The 15,546-nt window shown below is 62.1% G+C and carries 17 protein-coding genes and 1 tRNA gene; 7 read left to right on the top strand and 11 right to left on the bottom strand.

Annotation, left to right across the window (positions count from 1 at the left end):
- Positions 1-139: 139 nt before the first annotated feature.
- Complete coding sequence (locus tag NDO75_RS00590; RefSeq protein ID WP_310904137.1) at positions 140-388, top strand: hypothetical protein; 249 nt, start codon at positions 140-142, stop codon at positions 386-388.
- A 2-nt stretch (positions 389-390) separates the two neighbouring features.
- Positions 391-1,053 (top strand): hypothetical protein, encoded by a 663-nt coding sequence (locus NDO75_RS00585; RefSeq protein ID WP_310904136.1) that lies wholly within the window; start codon positions 391-393, stop codon positions 1,051-1,053.
- A gap of 4 nt (positions 1,054-1,057) precedes the next feature.
- On the opposite strand, the gene NDO75_RS00580 is transcribed toward NDO75_RS00585, so the two are convergent.
- Both NDO75_RS00580 and NDO75_RS00575 read right to left on the bottom strand, forming a co-directional pair.
- On the bottom strand, positions 1,058-1,597 hold the full coding sequence (locus NDO75_RS00580; RefSeq protein ID WP_310904135.1) for a hypothetical protein: 540 nt from the start codon (positions 1,595-1,597) through the stop codon (positions 1,058-1,060).
- A gap of 907 nt (positions 1,598-2,504) precedes the next feature.
- A complete protein-coding gene (locus tag NDO75_RS00575; RefSeq protein ID WP_310904133.1) occupies positions 2,505-3,482 on the bottom strand; it encodes a DUF4268 domain-containing protein in 978 nt (325 codons plus the stop codon).
- Positions 3,483-3,839: 357 nt separating this feature from the next.
- Between NDO75_RS00575 and NDO75_RS00570 the strand changes: the two genes are divergently transcribed.
- Both NDO75_RS00570 and NDO75_RS00565 read left to right on the top strand, forming a co-directional pair.
- Entirely contained in the window at positions 3,840-4,169 is a 330-nt protein-coding gene (locus NDO75_RS00570) for a hypothetical protein (protein ID WP_310904131.1), read from the top strand.
- Positions 4,162-4,509, top strand: a complete 348-nt coding sequence (locus tag NDO75_RS00565) for a hypothetical protein (RefSeq protein WP_310904130.1) — start codon at positions 4,162-4,164, stop codon at positions 4,507-4,509. Before NDO75_RS00570 ends, NDO75_RS00565 begins: the two co-directional genes overlap by 8 nt.
- A gap of 76 nt (positions 4,510-4,585) precedes the next feature.
- On the opposite strand, the gene NDO75_RS00560 is transcribed toward NDO75_RS00565, so the two are convergent.
- The 4 genes from NDO75_RS00560 to NDO75_RS00545 all read right to left on the bottom strand — a co-directional run bounded on the left by NDO75_RS00560 (position 4,586) and on the right by NDO75_RS00545 (position 8,609).
- Entirely contained in the window at positions 4,586-5,068 is a 483-nt protein-coding gene (locus NDO75_RS00560) for a hypothetical protein (RefSeq protein ID WP_310904129.1), read from the bottom strand.
- Positions 5,069-5,348: 280 nt separating this feature from the next.
- The gene (locus NDO75_RS00555; RefSeq protein WP_310904128.1) at positions 5,349-6,770 is read right to left on the bottom strand and encodes an FAD-binding oxidoreductase; all 1,422 of its coding nucleotides are present in this window, start codon (positions 6,768-6,770) and stop codon (positions 5,349-5,351) included.
- Positions 6,771-7,255: 485 nt separating this feature from the next.
- Positions 7,256-8,374: a site-specific integrase gene (locus NDO75_RS00550; RefSeq protein WP_310904127.1), complete on the bottom strand. Its 1,119-nt coding sequence runs from the start codon at positions 8,372-8,374 to the stop codon at positions 7,256-7,258.
- A gap of 163 nt (positions 8,375-8,537) precedes the next feature.
- A tRNA-His gene (locus tag NDO75_RS00545) sits at positions 8,538-8,609 on the bottom strand.
- Positions 8,610-8,787: 178 nt separating this feature from the next.
- Between NDO75_RS00545 and NDO75_RS00540 the strand changes: the two genes are divergently transcribed.
- On the top strand, positions 8,788-9,243 hold the full coding sequence (locus NDO75_RS00540) for a DUF5814 domain-containing protein (RefSeq protein ID WP_310904126.1): 456 nt from the start codon (positions 8,788-8,790) through the stop codon (positions 9,241-9,243).
- Between the two features lie 53 nt (positions 9,244-9,296).
- Here NDO75_RS00540 and NDO75_RS00535 read toward each other — a convergent pair whose 3' ends face one another.
- Complete coding sequence (locus NDO75_RS00535; protein WP_310904124.1) at positions 9,297-9,704, bottom strand: ribbon-helix-helix protein, CopG family; 408 nt, start codon at positions 9,702-9,704, stop codon at positions 9,297-9,299.
- Positions 9,705-9,855: 151 nt separating this feature from the next.
- Here NDO75_RS00535 and NDO75_RS00530 point away from each other — a divergent pair, with 151 nt between their 5' ends.
- Together NDO75_RS00530 and NDO75_RS00525 are read left to right on the top strand one after the other, a co-directional pair.
- A complete protein-coding gene (locus NDO75_RS00530) occupies positions 9,856-10,815 on the top strand; it encodes a VOC family protein (protein ID WP_310904123.1) in 960 nt (319 codons plus the stop codon).
- Positions 10,812-11,504: a phospholipase gene (locus NDO75_RS00525; RefSeq protein WP_310904121.1), complete on the top strand. Its 693-nt coding sequence runs from the start codon at positions 10,812-10,814 to the stop codon at positions 11,502-11,504. The genes NDO75_RS00530 and NDO75_RS00525 overlap by 4 nt, the downstream gene beginning before the upstream one ends.
- A gap of 46 nt (positions 11,505-11,550) precedes the next feature.
- On the opposite strand, the gene NDO75_RS00520 is transcribed toward NDO75_RS00525, so the two are convergent.
- The 4 genes from NDO75_RS00520 to NDO75_RS00505 form a co-directional block, all read right to left on the bottom strand.
- Positions 11,551-12,192 carry a DNA-binding protein gene (locus NDO75_RS00520; protein WP_310904120.1) on the bottom strand — a complete coding sequence of 214 codons (642 nt, stop codon included), beginning with the start codon at positions 12,190-12,192 and terminating at the stop codon, positions 11,551-11,553.
- Position 12,193: 1 nt separating this feature from the next.
- Complete coding sequence (locus NDO75_RS00515) at positions 12,194-13,123, bottom strand: replication factor A (RefSeq protein ID WP_310904118.1); 930 nt, start codon at positions 13,121-13,123, stop codon at positions 12,194-12,196.
- A 512-nt stretch (positions 13,124-13,635) separates the two neighbouring features.
- On the bottom strand, positions 13,636-14,358 hold the full coding sequence (locus NDO75_RS00510; RefSeq protein WP_345784884.1) for a hypothetical protein: 723 nt from the start codon (positions 14,356-14,358) through the stop codon (positions 13,636-13,638).
- Between the two features lie 270 nt (positions 14,359-14,628).
- A complete protein-coding gene (locus NDO75_RS00505) occupies positions 14,629-15,519 on the bottom strand; it encodes a dihydrodipicolinate synthase family protein (protein WP_310904115.1) in 891 nt (296 codons plus the stop codon).
- Positions 15,520-15,546 lie beyond the last annotated feature (27 nt).

Here is a 15,546-nt window from a genome sequence, read left to right as displayed (position 1 = left end):
GTCACACCTTGTGGTTGGTTTTCCACGATGTAGTACTATCATATGCAGCTGATTATGTCCAAATCGAACCACCGGCCACCATCCGAGCAGCCCGCCGGCAGATCCCTTTATCCCATTACTGGATACCCCAGAAGTACGTATGAATACCCCTGACTATCCACGGATGATCAGACCCCGAGACCGCGAATTCGACTCCGACGGCGAATACGAGTACCAAGAGTTCGATCTCGCGGACTCTGACCTCACGGTGAATCTCACCCACCGGCCCGACGGCGACACGACGATCCTCATCAGCCGCGAAGGAGACGGCGTCGAGGCAGCCATCATCGCCGACGAAGACGACCGCATGACCGCACGCGTGGAGGAAGAAAACGAGAAGGAGGTGTGACGATGCAGCCCACCGACTACCTCCCCGACAGCGCGCCCGACGCGCTCACCTTGACAGACCACCTCGCCACCCAAACCGACGACTGCCGCGAACACGAACTCGACGTCACCGCCGTCGACGGCACCCTCACCGCGCTCAACACGGACAACCGCTACCCCGTGATTCGCGCTGATTCCGTCGTCGAACACATCAACTGGCAAGAACACAGCGCGCCCGAGATGGACGACTGGGCGGTCGACGTCGAAGAAGTCACCACGTCGATGCCCGCCACCGCCGTCGACACCCACCGCGACTACATCGCGTACGTGCCCGGCGATGCCGTCCTCGGCGTCGACGGCGGGGTGCGGTACGGCGTCACTATCCGCCTGCTCGCCTTCGCCAGCGAGGACGACGCAATGCCCACCGGCCTGCACGCCGTCTGCATCGCGCCCGAAGCCCACCCCTCGGCGATGGCCCTCGCCGAAGCGCGCCGCCACGCCCTCAGCGAACACCTCGCAGACCTCCCGCACGGCACCGTTCTCGCGCCCGACGGACGCGGAATCTCCTCCACGAACGATGACTGGGCGGTGAACGCGTGGGAGGGCTACTGCAAGACGCTCGACAGAATCATCGACCACCCGGGCGTCCAGCGCGCGCTGGACGACATCCACGTCGCCGAAGAATAGGCCGTCAGTCGTCGCCGAACTCCAGCTCGGTCGCCAGACCACCCTCGTCCTTGTCGTCTCGCGGCGCGCCCGCGTCCACCGCGTTCCTCACGTGTTCGATGCTCTCCGCCAAGTCGTCCAAGTCCTCGTCGTGCGAGTCAACTTCGTCCTCTAACTCCACGATCCGCTGCTTCACCTGCCCGTACGTGTCGCGCACACGCTTCATCTGCTTCTCCAACCGCTCCATCCGTTCGTCGATCGTCAGCTCGTCGTCGGCCACCTCAACCTCGAGATCCACCTCACCATCGCCGTCCAGCAACTCCTCGGCAGCGTCAGTGATCCGCGCCACCTTCGCAGCCGGTCGCCCGTTCCGCGACTCCGGCTGATACGTCTCCACGAGCCCGGCCTCGGAGAGCTTCTTGAAGCGATATTTGATGACCTCGTTCCGCTCCAGCCCCGTGTACGTCTTCACCTCGCTTGTCGTCGCCTCCCCGCCATTATCGACGAGGGCCTCAAGGACGTCCTGCGCCTTCCAATCCAGTTCGACGTTGTTGATCGTTGCCATCGTGTACTAGTAATGTCTGGTAACTTATATGTATTAATACCGATAATATCATACCAAAGGTATCCAAAGAGGGGCTCCGTCATCATATAGACGGTTCCCGAGCGCGGAAAAGGTGCTCCGCAGGCTCCGCTCCCCCGGCACCGCCTCGCGCGTTCCACCTCGAGAAGAACAGTGGGCCCTCAGAGTCAAGGGCCGAGCCCCAAACACTCCCCGGGCCACCTCGAAGAACCAGAGACAGGTCTCGACACCATCTGTCAAGAAGGAAAGCAGACCCGCGTCACCGCAAGCAGGGATCCCACCGTGTCCTCGAGAAGGAAGAGTCCACGCGTCTCGACGCGCAGGCAGCGGAGCAGGTACTCCAGCGTGCCCAGAACACCAAGGCTCAGGAGCGACTACACTTTCACGTGACCAGCGACGACGTAAATGACCGCGCGCGAGGAGCAGATCATCGACGACCGCATCGACGAGATCAACGACGAAGACAAGCAGTACACCACCGAGGAAGTAGCAGAACATCTCGACATCGATCTCGACGACGAGTAACCCCCTTCTCTCCGCGTGCAGGCAAGGTTCCCCAAGGGTCTACGCACAGGAGGGTTCCCGATCAGTCTCAACGGCGAACAGGGGCTCCAACATCGACGCGAAGAGGTTCCCCGCTGGCTCCTCGAGCAGACCGGGCTCCCAGCGGGTCTACGCGCAAGGTGGACTCCGACTCGATCTCGCCGTAGGAAGCCTCGAGTCTCGACACGAACCGAAGGGGTTCCCCGACATCGCCAAGCGAGGAGTTCCGGGGAGACGTCGACGCGGAGAGACGCCGCGGCTTCGGGGTGGTGACGAAGACTGACACACCGAACAGATCATCAAGACCGGATGTTACCGAGCGTCTGCCGAAGCGTCGGAGCGACAACTACGACCGACTGTGTAACCGCTGGATCCGGCCGGCAAAGGTCGATCGAAGGGCCCGTGTGGCCGATAGGAGCCATCGGTGATACGCGTCGTATCGGTTCACGGCCCGAAGGTCAAACTCGCCCTCGCTGTACTGGATGGCGATGACGTCACGGATTTTGTCCTCTGACCCGCGTTCCCACGTAATCTCGGCGTCGCCGCTGATGCAAGAGCGTAACTCCTCGTTGATCTCCTGCCGGTTCGCTTCGAACGTGTCGAAGGCAGCGTGGTCGTCGTCCTTATCGATTTCCAACCGGACGGCGAGGCCAGTTCCCGTGGCCCGCAGCGACAGCCGGTAATCGCTAGTTGAGGTGTCCGCAGCGATAGGGAGGTGATAGACGTGCGGAGCCGACGAGGAATGGGGGTGGACATCCCCCCTAGTGAGGGCCTCGTGACTCCCCTCTTCGGCGAGCGCGACGAACTGCTCGAAGAACTGCTCCTGATAGACGCCACGGTCGACGTCCTCGCCGTAGGGCCACTCGGTCGGCTCAACCTCCGGCACGAGGCGGAACGCCGCCCGGTTGCACCCCTCGATTTCGACCACCTCGGCCCGTAGTGCAAACACGGCCCGGTCGGCGGTCTCGTTATGGTCGCGCACTGCCTCGCGGTGGCCATCGGTGAACTCGCCGGCGATCCACACGATCACATCGGCGTCGAGGTTCGCCGAGTAGGTGTTCGCCTTCCCCCAGTGGTCGTGGTCGGAGCGGCCGAACTGGTTCTCCACGACGACCTCCACACCGAAGGTCTCGTCCCGGGCGTAGATGTCGACGAAGTAGCCCTCGATCTCGCGTTCGAGTTCCTCGGCGACCAGCCTGTGCAGGCCAAGCACCTCCCGCAGGTAGTGGATGTTGTCCTTGTCAGCCAGCCACGCGCTGAAGGCCTCCTCGTCGGCCCAGTATTCAGAGAAGGGAGGTCGCTGGAGTGTACTGAATTCCGTCATACCCCACAATGTTGCGGCCCGACGTATGTTCCTTGTTCCCCACTTCAGGCGAATGGGTGATGATCCGTATAGCCGAGAGTGCTAACGAAGTGGACGAGTTACTCGCCGACGGCCAACTCTCTCATCTTGAGGCCCACGTCTTTCCCACTTCCGAGCGTAACGACGGTAGCGATGACCACCTACGATCTTGACGACGTCAACAGGAAAATCCTTCATCTCCTGCAAGAGAACGCCCGCAGAATCAGCACCGAGATGATCGGCAAGTAGGGATCTGTGTCAGTGGCGGTGTTCCGTCCGTTCTGCTTCGGATAAAGGTTTGCGCGACCGTTTATCTGGGGGGCATGATTTTCAGTTTGAGTGCCGATGAACACGGCACTTGATTCCGTCGACAGCAGGCACAGTACGGACACCATTGCCGAGACGCCAGCCGAGGTGGCAGAAGTGGTCAGGTCTGCGGTGACAGAGCAGCGCAACGTCGTCATCCCCACGGAGGATGACCGCGAAGTCAACGCCGCCTTTGAGCAGGAGTTTGACGCCACCCACGGCTCCGTTAGGGTCAGCAAAGGAGACCGTGGCGGGTGGGAGATCGCCGAGTTATCGTGGTCGAACTCGATGGCCAAGGTCGGTATGATGGAGGACTGGGAGATTGTTGCGGTGGAGAAAATCGAGGTGGTCAGCAATGAGTGACTCGCCAAGCGAGATTATCGAAGCTGTACGGCGGGCGAACGATCACGACGGATGGGCCGTGATTCGGCTCGCTACCGGTGTGGAGATTGGCGTCCGCTTCGAGCACGTCGAGATCGTGGAGTCAGATGAAGAGTGGGAGACGCGTTCGCTGGCAGCCCCGTTCGCTCGCCCCCACGGCAGCGGGCCGGGGATGAGCGGCGTGTTGATCGCGTCGCAGCGGGCTCCGCATCGGTGGTGGGTGTGGGCGACATGGCTGGAGGCAGGGCCGTCGGTGATCGACGACCGCCAAGCCCGCGTTGAGGGCGTGGATCTCGTCCCAGTGTCAAAGATCGTTGGGTAGCAGTTTCGTTACATCCGGTCAAGGACGTCGCACCTGTCTGCACACTTCACATCAACTGTTTACAGCTGGAAGGATGTCACTCGTTAGGCGGATACCAGAACGCCGTCTTTTCTACCTCCTCTTCGGAATAGTAATCCGTGAAGTAGTGACGTTTACGAGGTTCAATCTCATCCAGTGAGATTACCTCTGGCCACGGGACGCGTCGAAGCCTCTGACGGCCCATTGTCGGATGCTTACGTTTAGACACTGTTCCAGCCTTCCCTATCTGACCGGGAAAGACCATCTTTGTCGCCAAGACTGTACAATCTGCGTCAGGGATATAGACGAGGAGTGCGAATTTTCCTCGAGTAACAAGTTCCACCCACTGGTACTCCCAGACAGCAAATTCTCCGACTGAGCCATCTTCGTATTCGCACGCACAGGACTTGATCTCGATCAGTTCATCATCCTCGGTGCGTGCATCGTGCCACGACGCGTGATCCTCAATGAGGTCATATTCTTCGATTACGTGTGTTTCGGCCCGCTTCCAGCGCGGCGGTGGATCAATATGAGGAAGCATCTGTTCCTGCCACGAATACAACGACTTCACTCTCGACCACCTCTGACTATACTACTGAAATCGAACGTCGTTCGGATACTGGCTGGTATAGACATACCTGTATCGGCTCCAGCGAACGGAATTTTGTTGTGGCTACCGCGTCTCCACCAGTTTCCTATTGCTGGGGCCGATCTCGAGGATCCTCCGATCGATTATAGAATTTTTGTCAGAATCGCGATCTCAGACAGATTACTGAAGATGACACTCGAGAGTTAGTGGCCGCGAACGGCTTGGTCGCCACTTAGGTGTCCTCTGGATCGACGTTGACGTTCTGCTGGAAGACGTTCTCGGGGTCGTACTTGGCCTTGAGCTCAGCGAGGCGATCATAGCTGTCGGCATAGACCTGTTCCGTCCAATTCTCCCAGTTGCGTTCCTCAACGCCGGTAAAGCCAGCGTAGGCACCCTCGGCACCTTTGCGACGGAGTTTGCGTTCAGTCTCGGCAGCCCAGTCGAGGGTAGGCTGGTTCTGGAACTCCTCCCAGTTACCCTCGATGGTGATCATGTACTGCTTGTCGTCCCACGCGTAGGCGGCGTCCGCCCCGTGGCCGATGTTACCGCCGAGCGGCCAGACACCGATGGCGGCCATCGGGGTCGGGGCTGCCTCGGTCTGTTCGACGATGAAGTTGCGAATGTCTTCTGTGAGCTCGTCCACGTAGACCGAACGGTGGGTGTACTTGCGGCCCCACGGGTACATCTGCGTGCCGAGGTCGTGGAGTGCCTCGTAGGGCATCATATCGCTCATGTCGATCAGTGGCTCGCCGATCTCCCGGAGAGGCGCAATGACCTCCTCGCCCTCAGCGGGGTTGCCCGCGTAGCAGCCGAGGATGCCAACGGCGTCAGTACCCGCGAGTTCGTCGGGCATCGGCGGGAGGTTCGGGATGTGCCCGCTGAGGAGGATGGTGGTCAGCTCCTCGGGTGCGTCGCTCATGACCTGTTGGAACGTGTCCATCACGTCATCGACCATCTCGTAGGGGTAGAAGATGCCGAGGGCTTGCACCATCGGGCCAATCTCGTACAGTTCGAACTCAAAGTTGGTGACGACGCCGAAGTTGCCGCCACCGCCACGTACCGCCCAAAACAGATCTTCGTTCTGGTCAGGCGAGGCTGTCTGCACTTCACCGTCGGGCGTGACGATTTCGACGCTACGGAGTGCGTCGATGCCGAGCCCGTGCTTGCGTCGTATCCAGCCAATGCCACCGCCGAGCGTGGAGCCGGGAATTCCGACATCACCCGCGCTGCCGGTAGGACACGCGAGACCGTGTTCCTGCGTCTCGGCGAGTACGTCCTCGGCACGAGTGCCGGGTTCGACATGGGCGACTTTCGCATCGGGATCGACCTGTACGCCGTCCATCTTCGAGAGATCGACGACGAGACCCTGATTGACGACGGCGCTGCCCGTCTGATTGTGGGCACCACCCCTGATCGCGAGTTCAAGCCCAGCGTCCCGAGCGAACTGGACAGCGATGGCCACGTCGAATGCGCTCTCGGCGCGAGCGACAACTGCGGGGTATTTGTTGATAAGGCCATTCCACACGGTTCGCGCATCCTCGTACTCGTCACTATCGGGCAAGACGAGTTCTCCTTCAAGGCGCTCGGCGAACTCTTCAATCTCCTGTTCGTCGAGTTCGGCGACCGTCCCAAGCGGATGCTTGTGTGACGACATTAATGTACATTCCTGTGCAGGCCATCATAGGTAGTAAAAACTTACTTTCTATTTCTTTGATGTATAGAGGCAACTCAATTTGGGGTGAGGAAATAATAGCTACAACACACAGGACAAAGAACTAACCAACGGCTCACCGATCTCAATTACCGGAGCAGGATCGGTATCTACATTCTTGACAACGCAGCTACTCGCGTTGCAGAATTACAAAGCTATTCAAGTTCACTTCGCAATCTTGCAACATCTCTACCCGGGTACATCCGCACTTGCTAGGGACACTGATACCCCCATCTCGGGAAGTGAACGTCTACAACCGATCGTCGCGCTTTGAATACAGTTGGAGATAACCGAGGTCTACGGAGATAGGACGGAAGTCTTCAATCTCTCGGCTGACAACCCGTACATCAAAGCCCTGTTCAAGTCAAACGTGAAGCTCGAAGACCTCAACCTGTAAGGCCCAAACGCATCGTCAGGGGGCAAGGGCGTTACATCCTGTCGAGAGCGTCTCTGCGGTCTTCGGGAGGTGTCTGATCGTAGCGCATTGTCGTCTGTTCAGAACGATGACGAAGTTGAGACTGCGCAGCTGCGAGTCCTTCTTCGCGAGCCATATACGTGCCCGTGGAATGACGGATCGAGTACCACGAAATGTCGCGGTTCTCCGTCTCAATTCCAGCTTCGTCGCAGAGTTTGCCGAGGAGGTAGTTGAGAGCACTCGAGCCGTACGGATTTCTCTGTGACGTGAGCCAGAGGTAGTCAGAGTCGTCGTACTTGGGACGTGTCTCGCGTTCGGCGAGCCAGCGGTCGAGATGCCGGGCTGTGTCCTCGCGGAGACTGACCGTCCAGTTTTCACCGCCGTTCGTGCCTTTCGAATCTTGCTCCTTCGGGATCCGCAACACCGCATTTGCGGTGTCCACCCACGAGACGCGTGCGCGTTCGACTTCGATGGGGCGCAAGCCGGCATCCAGACCGGTGGCAACGAGCGACGGCACCTTCCAACTCGTCGCTTTCTCCCACTCTTCGCGTCCGACCTCGCGTTTCGGCATTTCGAATCGTTGTGCGAGGTATATCTTCCAGCGATCGCGCTCGTCAGGGCCGACGTAGTCGTACGATGGAATACTGCCGTAATTGAGACCGGCGTCACGGATACGTTGCCGTTCCTCGAGCGTGAGGTAATCGCGAGCGTGGTGGGAGGTCTGGTTCGGTGTGTAGGTGGTTTCAGGTTCCCACTCGTCAGCGCCTTTCTCGTGCGCTTGCCACGACATGTACCGTTTGAGGGCCTTCACGTACTGATTCTTGTTTTCGTCGCCCCAGTCCTTGTACTTCATCTCATCGACGAACGCGTCCGCGTGTTCGTGCGTCAACGAGGCCGTGTATCTTTCGCGTTCCCACACCCACCGGTAGATCTTCGAGAGACGATAGGCAGTGCTCTCCACTACGCTCTCGCTGTACCCTTTGCCTTCGTCGGGATTTTTGCCCGACTGCCAAAGCCACGTGAGGACTTCGCGACGGTGGTCTCGGTAGTCCTTGATTTGGAGTTGGTTGAGGTTCTTCGCGTCGATGTCGTGGACGAGAGGGATGCCATCCGGAAGTTTGGCGTCACTCATAGTTGTATTTGTCCTGATAATTTTCCGTAATCGCCGGACGGCGTGGGGATCGGGTATGAGATTTCTTTTCAGCCTTTTCGGCACCCCGGTAACCTTGGGTGATCGCCGGGATACGGATTCTTTGCCAGAGGCTCTGAACCCCGTAGTTTTCGAAGAATTGGAAGTCCGGGTGCGAGAATCGAACCCGCGTCTCAGCCTCCACAAGGCTGAAGGATAACCACTACCCCAACCCGGACGCGCTTGCACGTTATCCTACACGCGGTCGGCCTGAAATACGTTACGACTCCGGGATACGGGTGTGCGACTCCGTACCGCGCGATTTCGGGCGCACGGACGATCAGCCTCGAGCCGCTCGAACCGACCGATCTCGACCGAGACGTTTTTCGGCCCACACCCGTTAGAACCGCCAACGCGTGGCCATCACCGACAAGATCTACGTCAAGAACCACCGCCAGCTCAGCTCCCAGCTCGAGACGAACATCCCCAAGGGAGCGTTCAAGGGCGCGACGCTGGACGTGCTCTTTCAGGGCGAGGGCCTCGAGAAGCTAGACGACGCGACCCGCGATCGGATCCTCGACTTCGCGCAGGACTTCCTCGATTGCGACTGCGACAACAACCCCTACTGTGGGTGTCCGGAGCGGAAGTTCATGCGGTACCTGCTCGAGTTGCGCGCCCAGGGGCTCGGCCCGGACGCGATCGTCGACGTGATGACCGACGACTACATGGTCTACGCCTACTCCGGCGACGTGCTCTCCTTCCTCGACAACGCCGTCCGCACCCTCGAGGCAGCCGAAGGGCTCGCTCGCGTCGACAGCGCGGACGAGAAGTACGACGAGATCCGACAGGCGAAACGGGATTTAGCCCGATAGCGCGGGACGAAGGGCCGACCGTCCGCGAACCGTCCGAGGGACGGCTACCGCGCTCACCGCAGCTGGTACGATTCGTCTTCGTCGTCCAGTTCGTCGAGCAACAGCACCTCGTCTTCTTCGTCCTCGAGGCGGTCCTGCAGATCGTTAACGTAGCCCTTGTACTCGTCGAGTTGCTCCCGGAGGTGCTCGGCCTCGAGCTCGAGCCGCTCGTGTTCGCGGATGAACCGCTTCGGGACTTCGACGGTCGGCGGGAACGAGATCTCATCGTCGTCGTCCCCGGTGCGGGACTCGAGGTCGGCCTCGGGGACGACCTCGACCTGGCCGTCGTGTTCGACCAGTTGGTCGACGTAGTCCCGGAAGACGGCGGACAGCGAGATATCGCGCTCCTCGGCGATCTCCTGCAGCGCCTCGAACGCGTCCTCGTTGACCCGAAACGAGATGGTCTTGTTCTTGTTCCCCATCGATACCCCTAGTCGTCGTTCACGACACTTAACCATTCGTCAGACGTGCGGGTTCGAGCCCGGGTAGCCGGAGCGGGACTCGAGCGATCGACGGCCGAGCAACCGTCGCCGACCCGGGAGGCTATTTCTCTGGCGACCCAACTGCGCGGTGATGCCGTCCGACACGCCGGGACTCCACCACGTGACGGGAATCGTCGGGGACGCTCAGACGGCTATCGACTGGTACAGCGGCGTCCTCGGCCTTCGACTCGTCACGCAGACCGTCAACTTCGAGGATATCCTCCAGCACCACCTCTACTTCGGCGACGCCGCCGGCACGCCGGGGACCGTCCTGACCCACTTCCCCGATCCCCACGGTGATCCGGGCCGCATCGGGAAACCGCAGGTCGAGTCGGTCGCGTTCGTCGTGCCGGCCGACGCGCTCGAGTACTGGCACACGAGGCTCGCGGACCACGATATCGCGGTCGAAGGGCCACTCGAGCGGTTCGACGAACGGGTCCTGCAGTTCGAAGACCCCGCGGGGACGCGACTCGAACTCGTGGCCGGACCGCCGATACCGGAGGGGACCGAGCCCTGGACCGACGGGCCGGTTCCGACGGACCGCGCGATCCGCGGGCTCTACGGCGTCGCGGCGCTGTCGGTCAATCCCTACGCGACCGCGGGGACGCTCGAGACGCTTGGATTCGAGTACGAGACGGAGCGAGATGGTCGAATCCGCTACCGTGCACCGGGAGATCGCGCCGGCGTCGTGGACGTCCTCGACCGAGATACGCCGTTCGGCCGCGAAGGGCAGGGAACCCTCCACCACGTCGCAGTCCGCGTCGAGACGGAAGACGACCTTCACGAGTGGCGAGCGCTCTTCGCCGACCGCGACTACGACGTGTCGCGGGTCAAGGATCGACACTTCTTCCACTCCCTGTACGTCCGCGAGCCCGGCGGGATCCTCTTCGAGTTAGCGACCGAAACCGGCGGCGTCGCGGCGGGTGGTGGGACGGACCGAGCCGGCGAATCGCTGTTCCTGCCCGACTGGTTCGAACGTGATCGCGATCTGATCGAGAGTCAGCTGCCGGAGTTGACGGTACCGACGACGGACGAGATATCAGACCGATGACCGAAACCGGGTCGAGACGGACGATGGACGCCATCTCGGGACCACACGCCGGCCAGCCGCTGCTCACGAGCGGCGCGCCCGCGCTGGCCGCCGAGGCCGCCGTCGTCGCCTGTCACGGCCGCGGCGCGACCGCTCAGGGCGTCGTCAACCTCCTCGAGCCGACCTATCGCCACGGCGTCGCCTTCCTCGCGCCGCAGGCCGAGCGCAGTCGCTGGTATCCGAACCCGGCGACCGCGCCGCGAGCCGCCAACGAGCCGTGGCTCTCCTCGAGCGTCGACGCGGTTGCCGCGGCGCTGGAAGCGGCGGCCGATATCGGCGTTCCGCCCGAGCGAACCCTGATCGGCGGCTTCTCACAGGGGGCGACCGTCGCCGCGGAGTTCCTCCGACGGAATTCGGCGCGGTACGGCGGCGTCTTCCTCCTCTCCGGGACGCTTCCGGGCTCGAGCGACGAGCTCCGATCGGCGTCGGTCGACGGCTCGCTCGCCGGGACGCCGATGCTCGTCGGCTACGGCGCAACCGATCCCCACGTCGATCGCGAGCGCGTCGCCGAAACGGTCCGAACGTTCGAACGCGCCGACGGCGCCGTCGACGAGCGACGCTATCCGGACACGGGCCACGAGGTTACCGACGACGAGTTCGACACGATCGGCGCGTTACTCGAGAGGATCCTCGACGGTGAGTCGACGTAGCGGCCGCTGTCGCGTCGAAAAACGGAGAACGAGGGTGGTCGCCGGCTCAGACGGTCGCTTCCGCGTCGTCCGTGTCGACGGTCTCGAGGCTCTCGAGCGCCTGAATCACGTCGTTGCGATAGTTGACGACCGGCGAATCGTACTGCTCGCGGGCCATCTGAGCGTACTCGTTGGTCGGCGCGGTCGAGCCGCTCTCGGGCGCTTCCTGTTCTTCCTCCCACTCCTCGAAGGCCTCGATGCGATCGAGGGTACGCTCGGCGGTCTCGACGACCCAGCGGTCGCGAGTGGCGTCGTCGACGACCGCGATCGACTCGGGTCGCAGCGAGACGTTGACGGTGCCGTCGTCGGTCTCGTAGGTGCGGGGTTTGCCCACGATGGAGACGTACGCCGGCGGCTCCGTATCCCGCAGGACAGAGGCGGCCTCGGGCTGGTACTGGCCGGCGTAGACGAAGAACGTCCCCGTCGGGTCGACGACCCGGCCGCGCCAGTACTCGCTCTCGTCCCCGACGTCCTCGGTTTCGGTGAGGGTACCGGCGACGAACACGCGGTTCGCGCGGTCGCCGGTCGGGAGCAGCGCGTAGTTCGGTGCGCGCTCGTCGTCGCTCTCTTTGAACGCGTACGTCGAATCGTTGAATTCGGAGGCGAAGACGCGGCGGGCGACTTCGCGGGTGAGTTCTGCCTGGCTCATATCACATCGACCTCGCTTTGATCAGCAGTTCCTCAGCATCGACTGGCCCGTCGAGTTCTTCGACGTCGTCGGCGAGCACGTATCGGCCGAAGGTCGGCCCTTCGATGCGGTAGTAGGTGCCGACGATATCGTCCGCGATCTCGTCGGCGACGATGGTCGTGTCCAGGGCGTCCATCGCCATGTCCTTGGCCTCCTCTAAGCTCAGTCCGGTCAGCTCTTCGGTGGCGTCCTTGTCGAAGATGACCTCGTGGGCGTCGATACCGTCGTCGACGACGGCCTTGATGCGGAGATCGAACTCGCCTTCGACCTCGCCGTGTTCGTTACAGCGGCCGTTCTGGAGGACGCGCGTGCAGTCGTCCTCGGGGCAGCGCTTGATGAGGCCGCTGCCGCTTTGCATGTCGACCAGTGCGCCCTCGATTTCGCTGGTGTCGTCGCCGACTTCGAGGTCCTCGTCGAGTTCCTCGATGACGGTCGTCGAGTTGAGTTTGACCGAGTACCGGCCCTGGTACTCGTCGGTGACGACGTTGCGAAGCTCGTAGACGCCGCCCTCCTCGAGGGCGGGGAGGTCGGACTTGGCCCACTTGGTGAACTTGATCGTTCCCGTCGGGTCGCCCAGCAGGCCGACCTGCGCGACCGAGTCGCTGCGAGGGTCCCAGAGTTCGATGACCTTCGCGGTGAGGTCGATCCATTGCTCGGGTTCGTCGACGTCCTCGACGGTGGCCGCCTCGCTGTCGCCGCCCGCGAGGTCCTCGCGCTCGAGGCCGGCCTCCTCGAGGTAGTGATTGGTGACGCTCCGGCGCGCCTCGTCGATCGGTACTTTGTATTCGTCGACGAGCGTGGTCAGGCGCCCTTCGACGTCCTCGACGCTCACGTCGAGGTGGTCCGAAAACTGCTCGTGGATGTCGTCCGCGTGCTGTCGTACGTCGCTCATAGTGTCTCGCCTCCTCTTTGGTTTCACTGGGAGGCATACGCCCGTTCGCGCCCGATAGTATTTAAAGTACCGCCACCGGAGCGGAAGTGAACAGCGGCGAAAGAAACCGCCGGAGGGCGCCGACGTAGCACGTTCGGTCCGGCGATCGGTGCTGGCGGGGCCGACTTCGGAGCACTAACTGAAAATCTTATTTAGTACGGAAGAAACGGACAGGCGAGATATCCTTCGGACACACGCTTGACAGGCAGAACTACATCGCTGCTACAGATGTGTTCACTCGTTCAGTTTGGCCGATAACGACGACGATTAATACGCACGTGCTACTTTACGACCAGTGCAGCGGCGGTGAGACAGCATAATCAGGACCAGCGAGAGAGGCGTTCGCTGAGTCGGTCACGCCACTCCTGACAGAAGTCGAGCAGTTCGAATAATCGCTGCTGGATCCACGGCCTGCTCAGCACGTACTGACGTCCACTCAGGGAGAACTCGATTGCACAGCAGATCCCTGAAGCTCAGTGTAGCATGTCAAGAAGAAAGATGAGAAGGAATCCGACGAAGAACAGCGTCGTCGATGTCGGCGTTTCCGGTACCTTCTGGGCTTTGACCAGGAGTTCCTCGGTCACTAGGTAAAGGAGGGCAGCGGATCCGAACGCGAGTACGAGCGCGATCGGAGCGCCCGTAACGCCTTCGAACGCGAGTACGCCGGCGGTCACTCCGCTCAGCAGTAGAACCCCGAACCCGGCGGGGACGGCGAGTTTCTTCAGCGTACTCGTCTCTTCCGGGAGTGCTATGACGCCGGTCACGCCGAGGAAGAGGACCTCGATCGCGAGTGCCACCGCGATGAGCACACCTGTGGCCGCCTGCGCCAGAAACGTCACGCCGATCAAGACGCCGTCGATCAGCATGTCGATACTCACGGTGATCAGCAGGCCGGCGGCACCCGCCAGCTTTCCGCCGATATTCCGCTTTTCGACGTACTTACTGAGTCGATGGATGCCCAGCATGGTGGCGATACCGATCGCGAATCCGATGACAACCACGGCCGGAGTCCGCGTATGGACGTCCGGGAGAAGCTCGGCGGCGACGGCGGCGAACACGACGCCGGCCGCGAAGTGCTGGACGTTACTCTCCATTTGCGGTCCCGGCGTCCGGTAAACGGCCACGATCCCCCCGACGAGCGCGGCGACGACCGCCAACATCGTGTACGAAAGCGCTTGAACTAGGGTCTCAGCCATACTGGTGATTCCGCCTCGAACGGAGTGAATGTACGCACCGTCAAATTCGGGGTGAGGAAATACCACCGTCTACGGACGCGATGTTTCTCTTCACGCTCCGTCGGGCAGCGTCTGACTCGTCGATGCCGTTGCCCCATCACTGACGGCCGGGACAATTCCCGCGAGCGGCCGCTTTCCGCAGCGTTCGATACGCACACCTCGTTCTCGATCTCACCGGAGTATCGACTGTGATCAATCCCGGAGAAGACTTCTACGACGCCCTCACTGGCGCTATTGCTCGCCGACTTCGAGCGCCCCGTCGACGGCGTCGCCGATCGCCTCGGCTCCCGCGTCGTCGACCGGAACGAGCGGCGGGCGGACCTCGTCGGAGGGAACGACGCCGCGGTGGGCCAGCGCTGCCTTCGTCGCCGGGGCGAAGTCGTGGGTCGTACACGCCTCGAACAGCGGCGCGATCGCGTCGCTCTGTAGCTCGCGTCCGCGGTCGTCCGTGGCTCGCTCGAACGCCTCGCGCAGCACACTGGGTACGACGTTCGAGAGCGCGTTGATTCCGCCGTCGGCACCCATTCGCAACGCGGGGACCAGTAGCGCGTCGTACCCCTGCAAACAGCGGAAGTCGTCGGGCGTGTTCCGGAGGACGGAGAGGAAGTACTCGAGGTCGCCGCTCGAGTCCTTGATCCCCACGACCCCATCGCGCTCCGCGACGGCGGCCACGGTCTCGGGTTCGATGCGCTGGCCCGTACACTGCGGGATGTTGTAGAGGATAACGGGGAGCGAGGCGTCGTCGAGGACGGCCTCGAAGAACCGCCGATCGCCCGCCGGCGCGTTCGCGGTAGTGAAGTAGGGCGCGACGATCGCGGCGGCGTCGGCTCCGGCGTCGGCGGCGCGGTCGATGGCCCCGACCGTCTCGTCGACGCTCGTCGCGGCGGCGCCGGCGACGACGGGCACGTCGGCGCGCTCGACGGTCGCCTCGACGACGCGCTGCTGTTCGGCGGCCGTCAGGCTCGGGAATTCACCGGTCGTTCCGCAGGGGAAGACGGCGTCGATCCCGCCCGCCTGCACGTGCTCGAGCAGGTCGGCGAGCGCCGATTCGTCGATCGATCCGTCGTCGAACGGAGTCACCAGCGGGCAGGTGATGCCCCGAAGCGCGTCTCGAACGTCCATGCTCGAGGGTACGGCCGATTCGTCAAA

The organism is Natrinema sp. 1APR25-10V2, assembly GCF_031626495.1.
Taxonomy (GTDB): Archaea; Halobacteriota; Halobacteria; order Halobacteriales; family Natrialbaceae; genus Natrinema.
The sequence above is the reverse complement of the archived record's forward strand: the minus strand, read 5'-3'. Positions and strand labels throughout refer to the sequence as shown.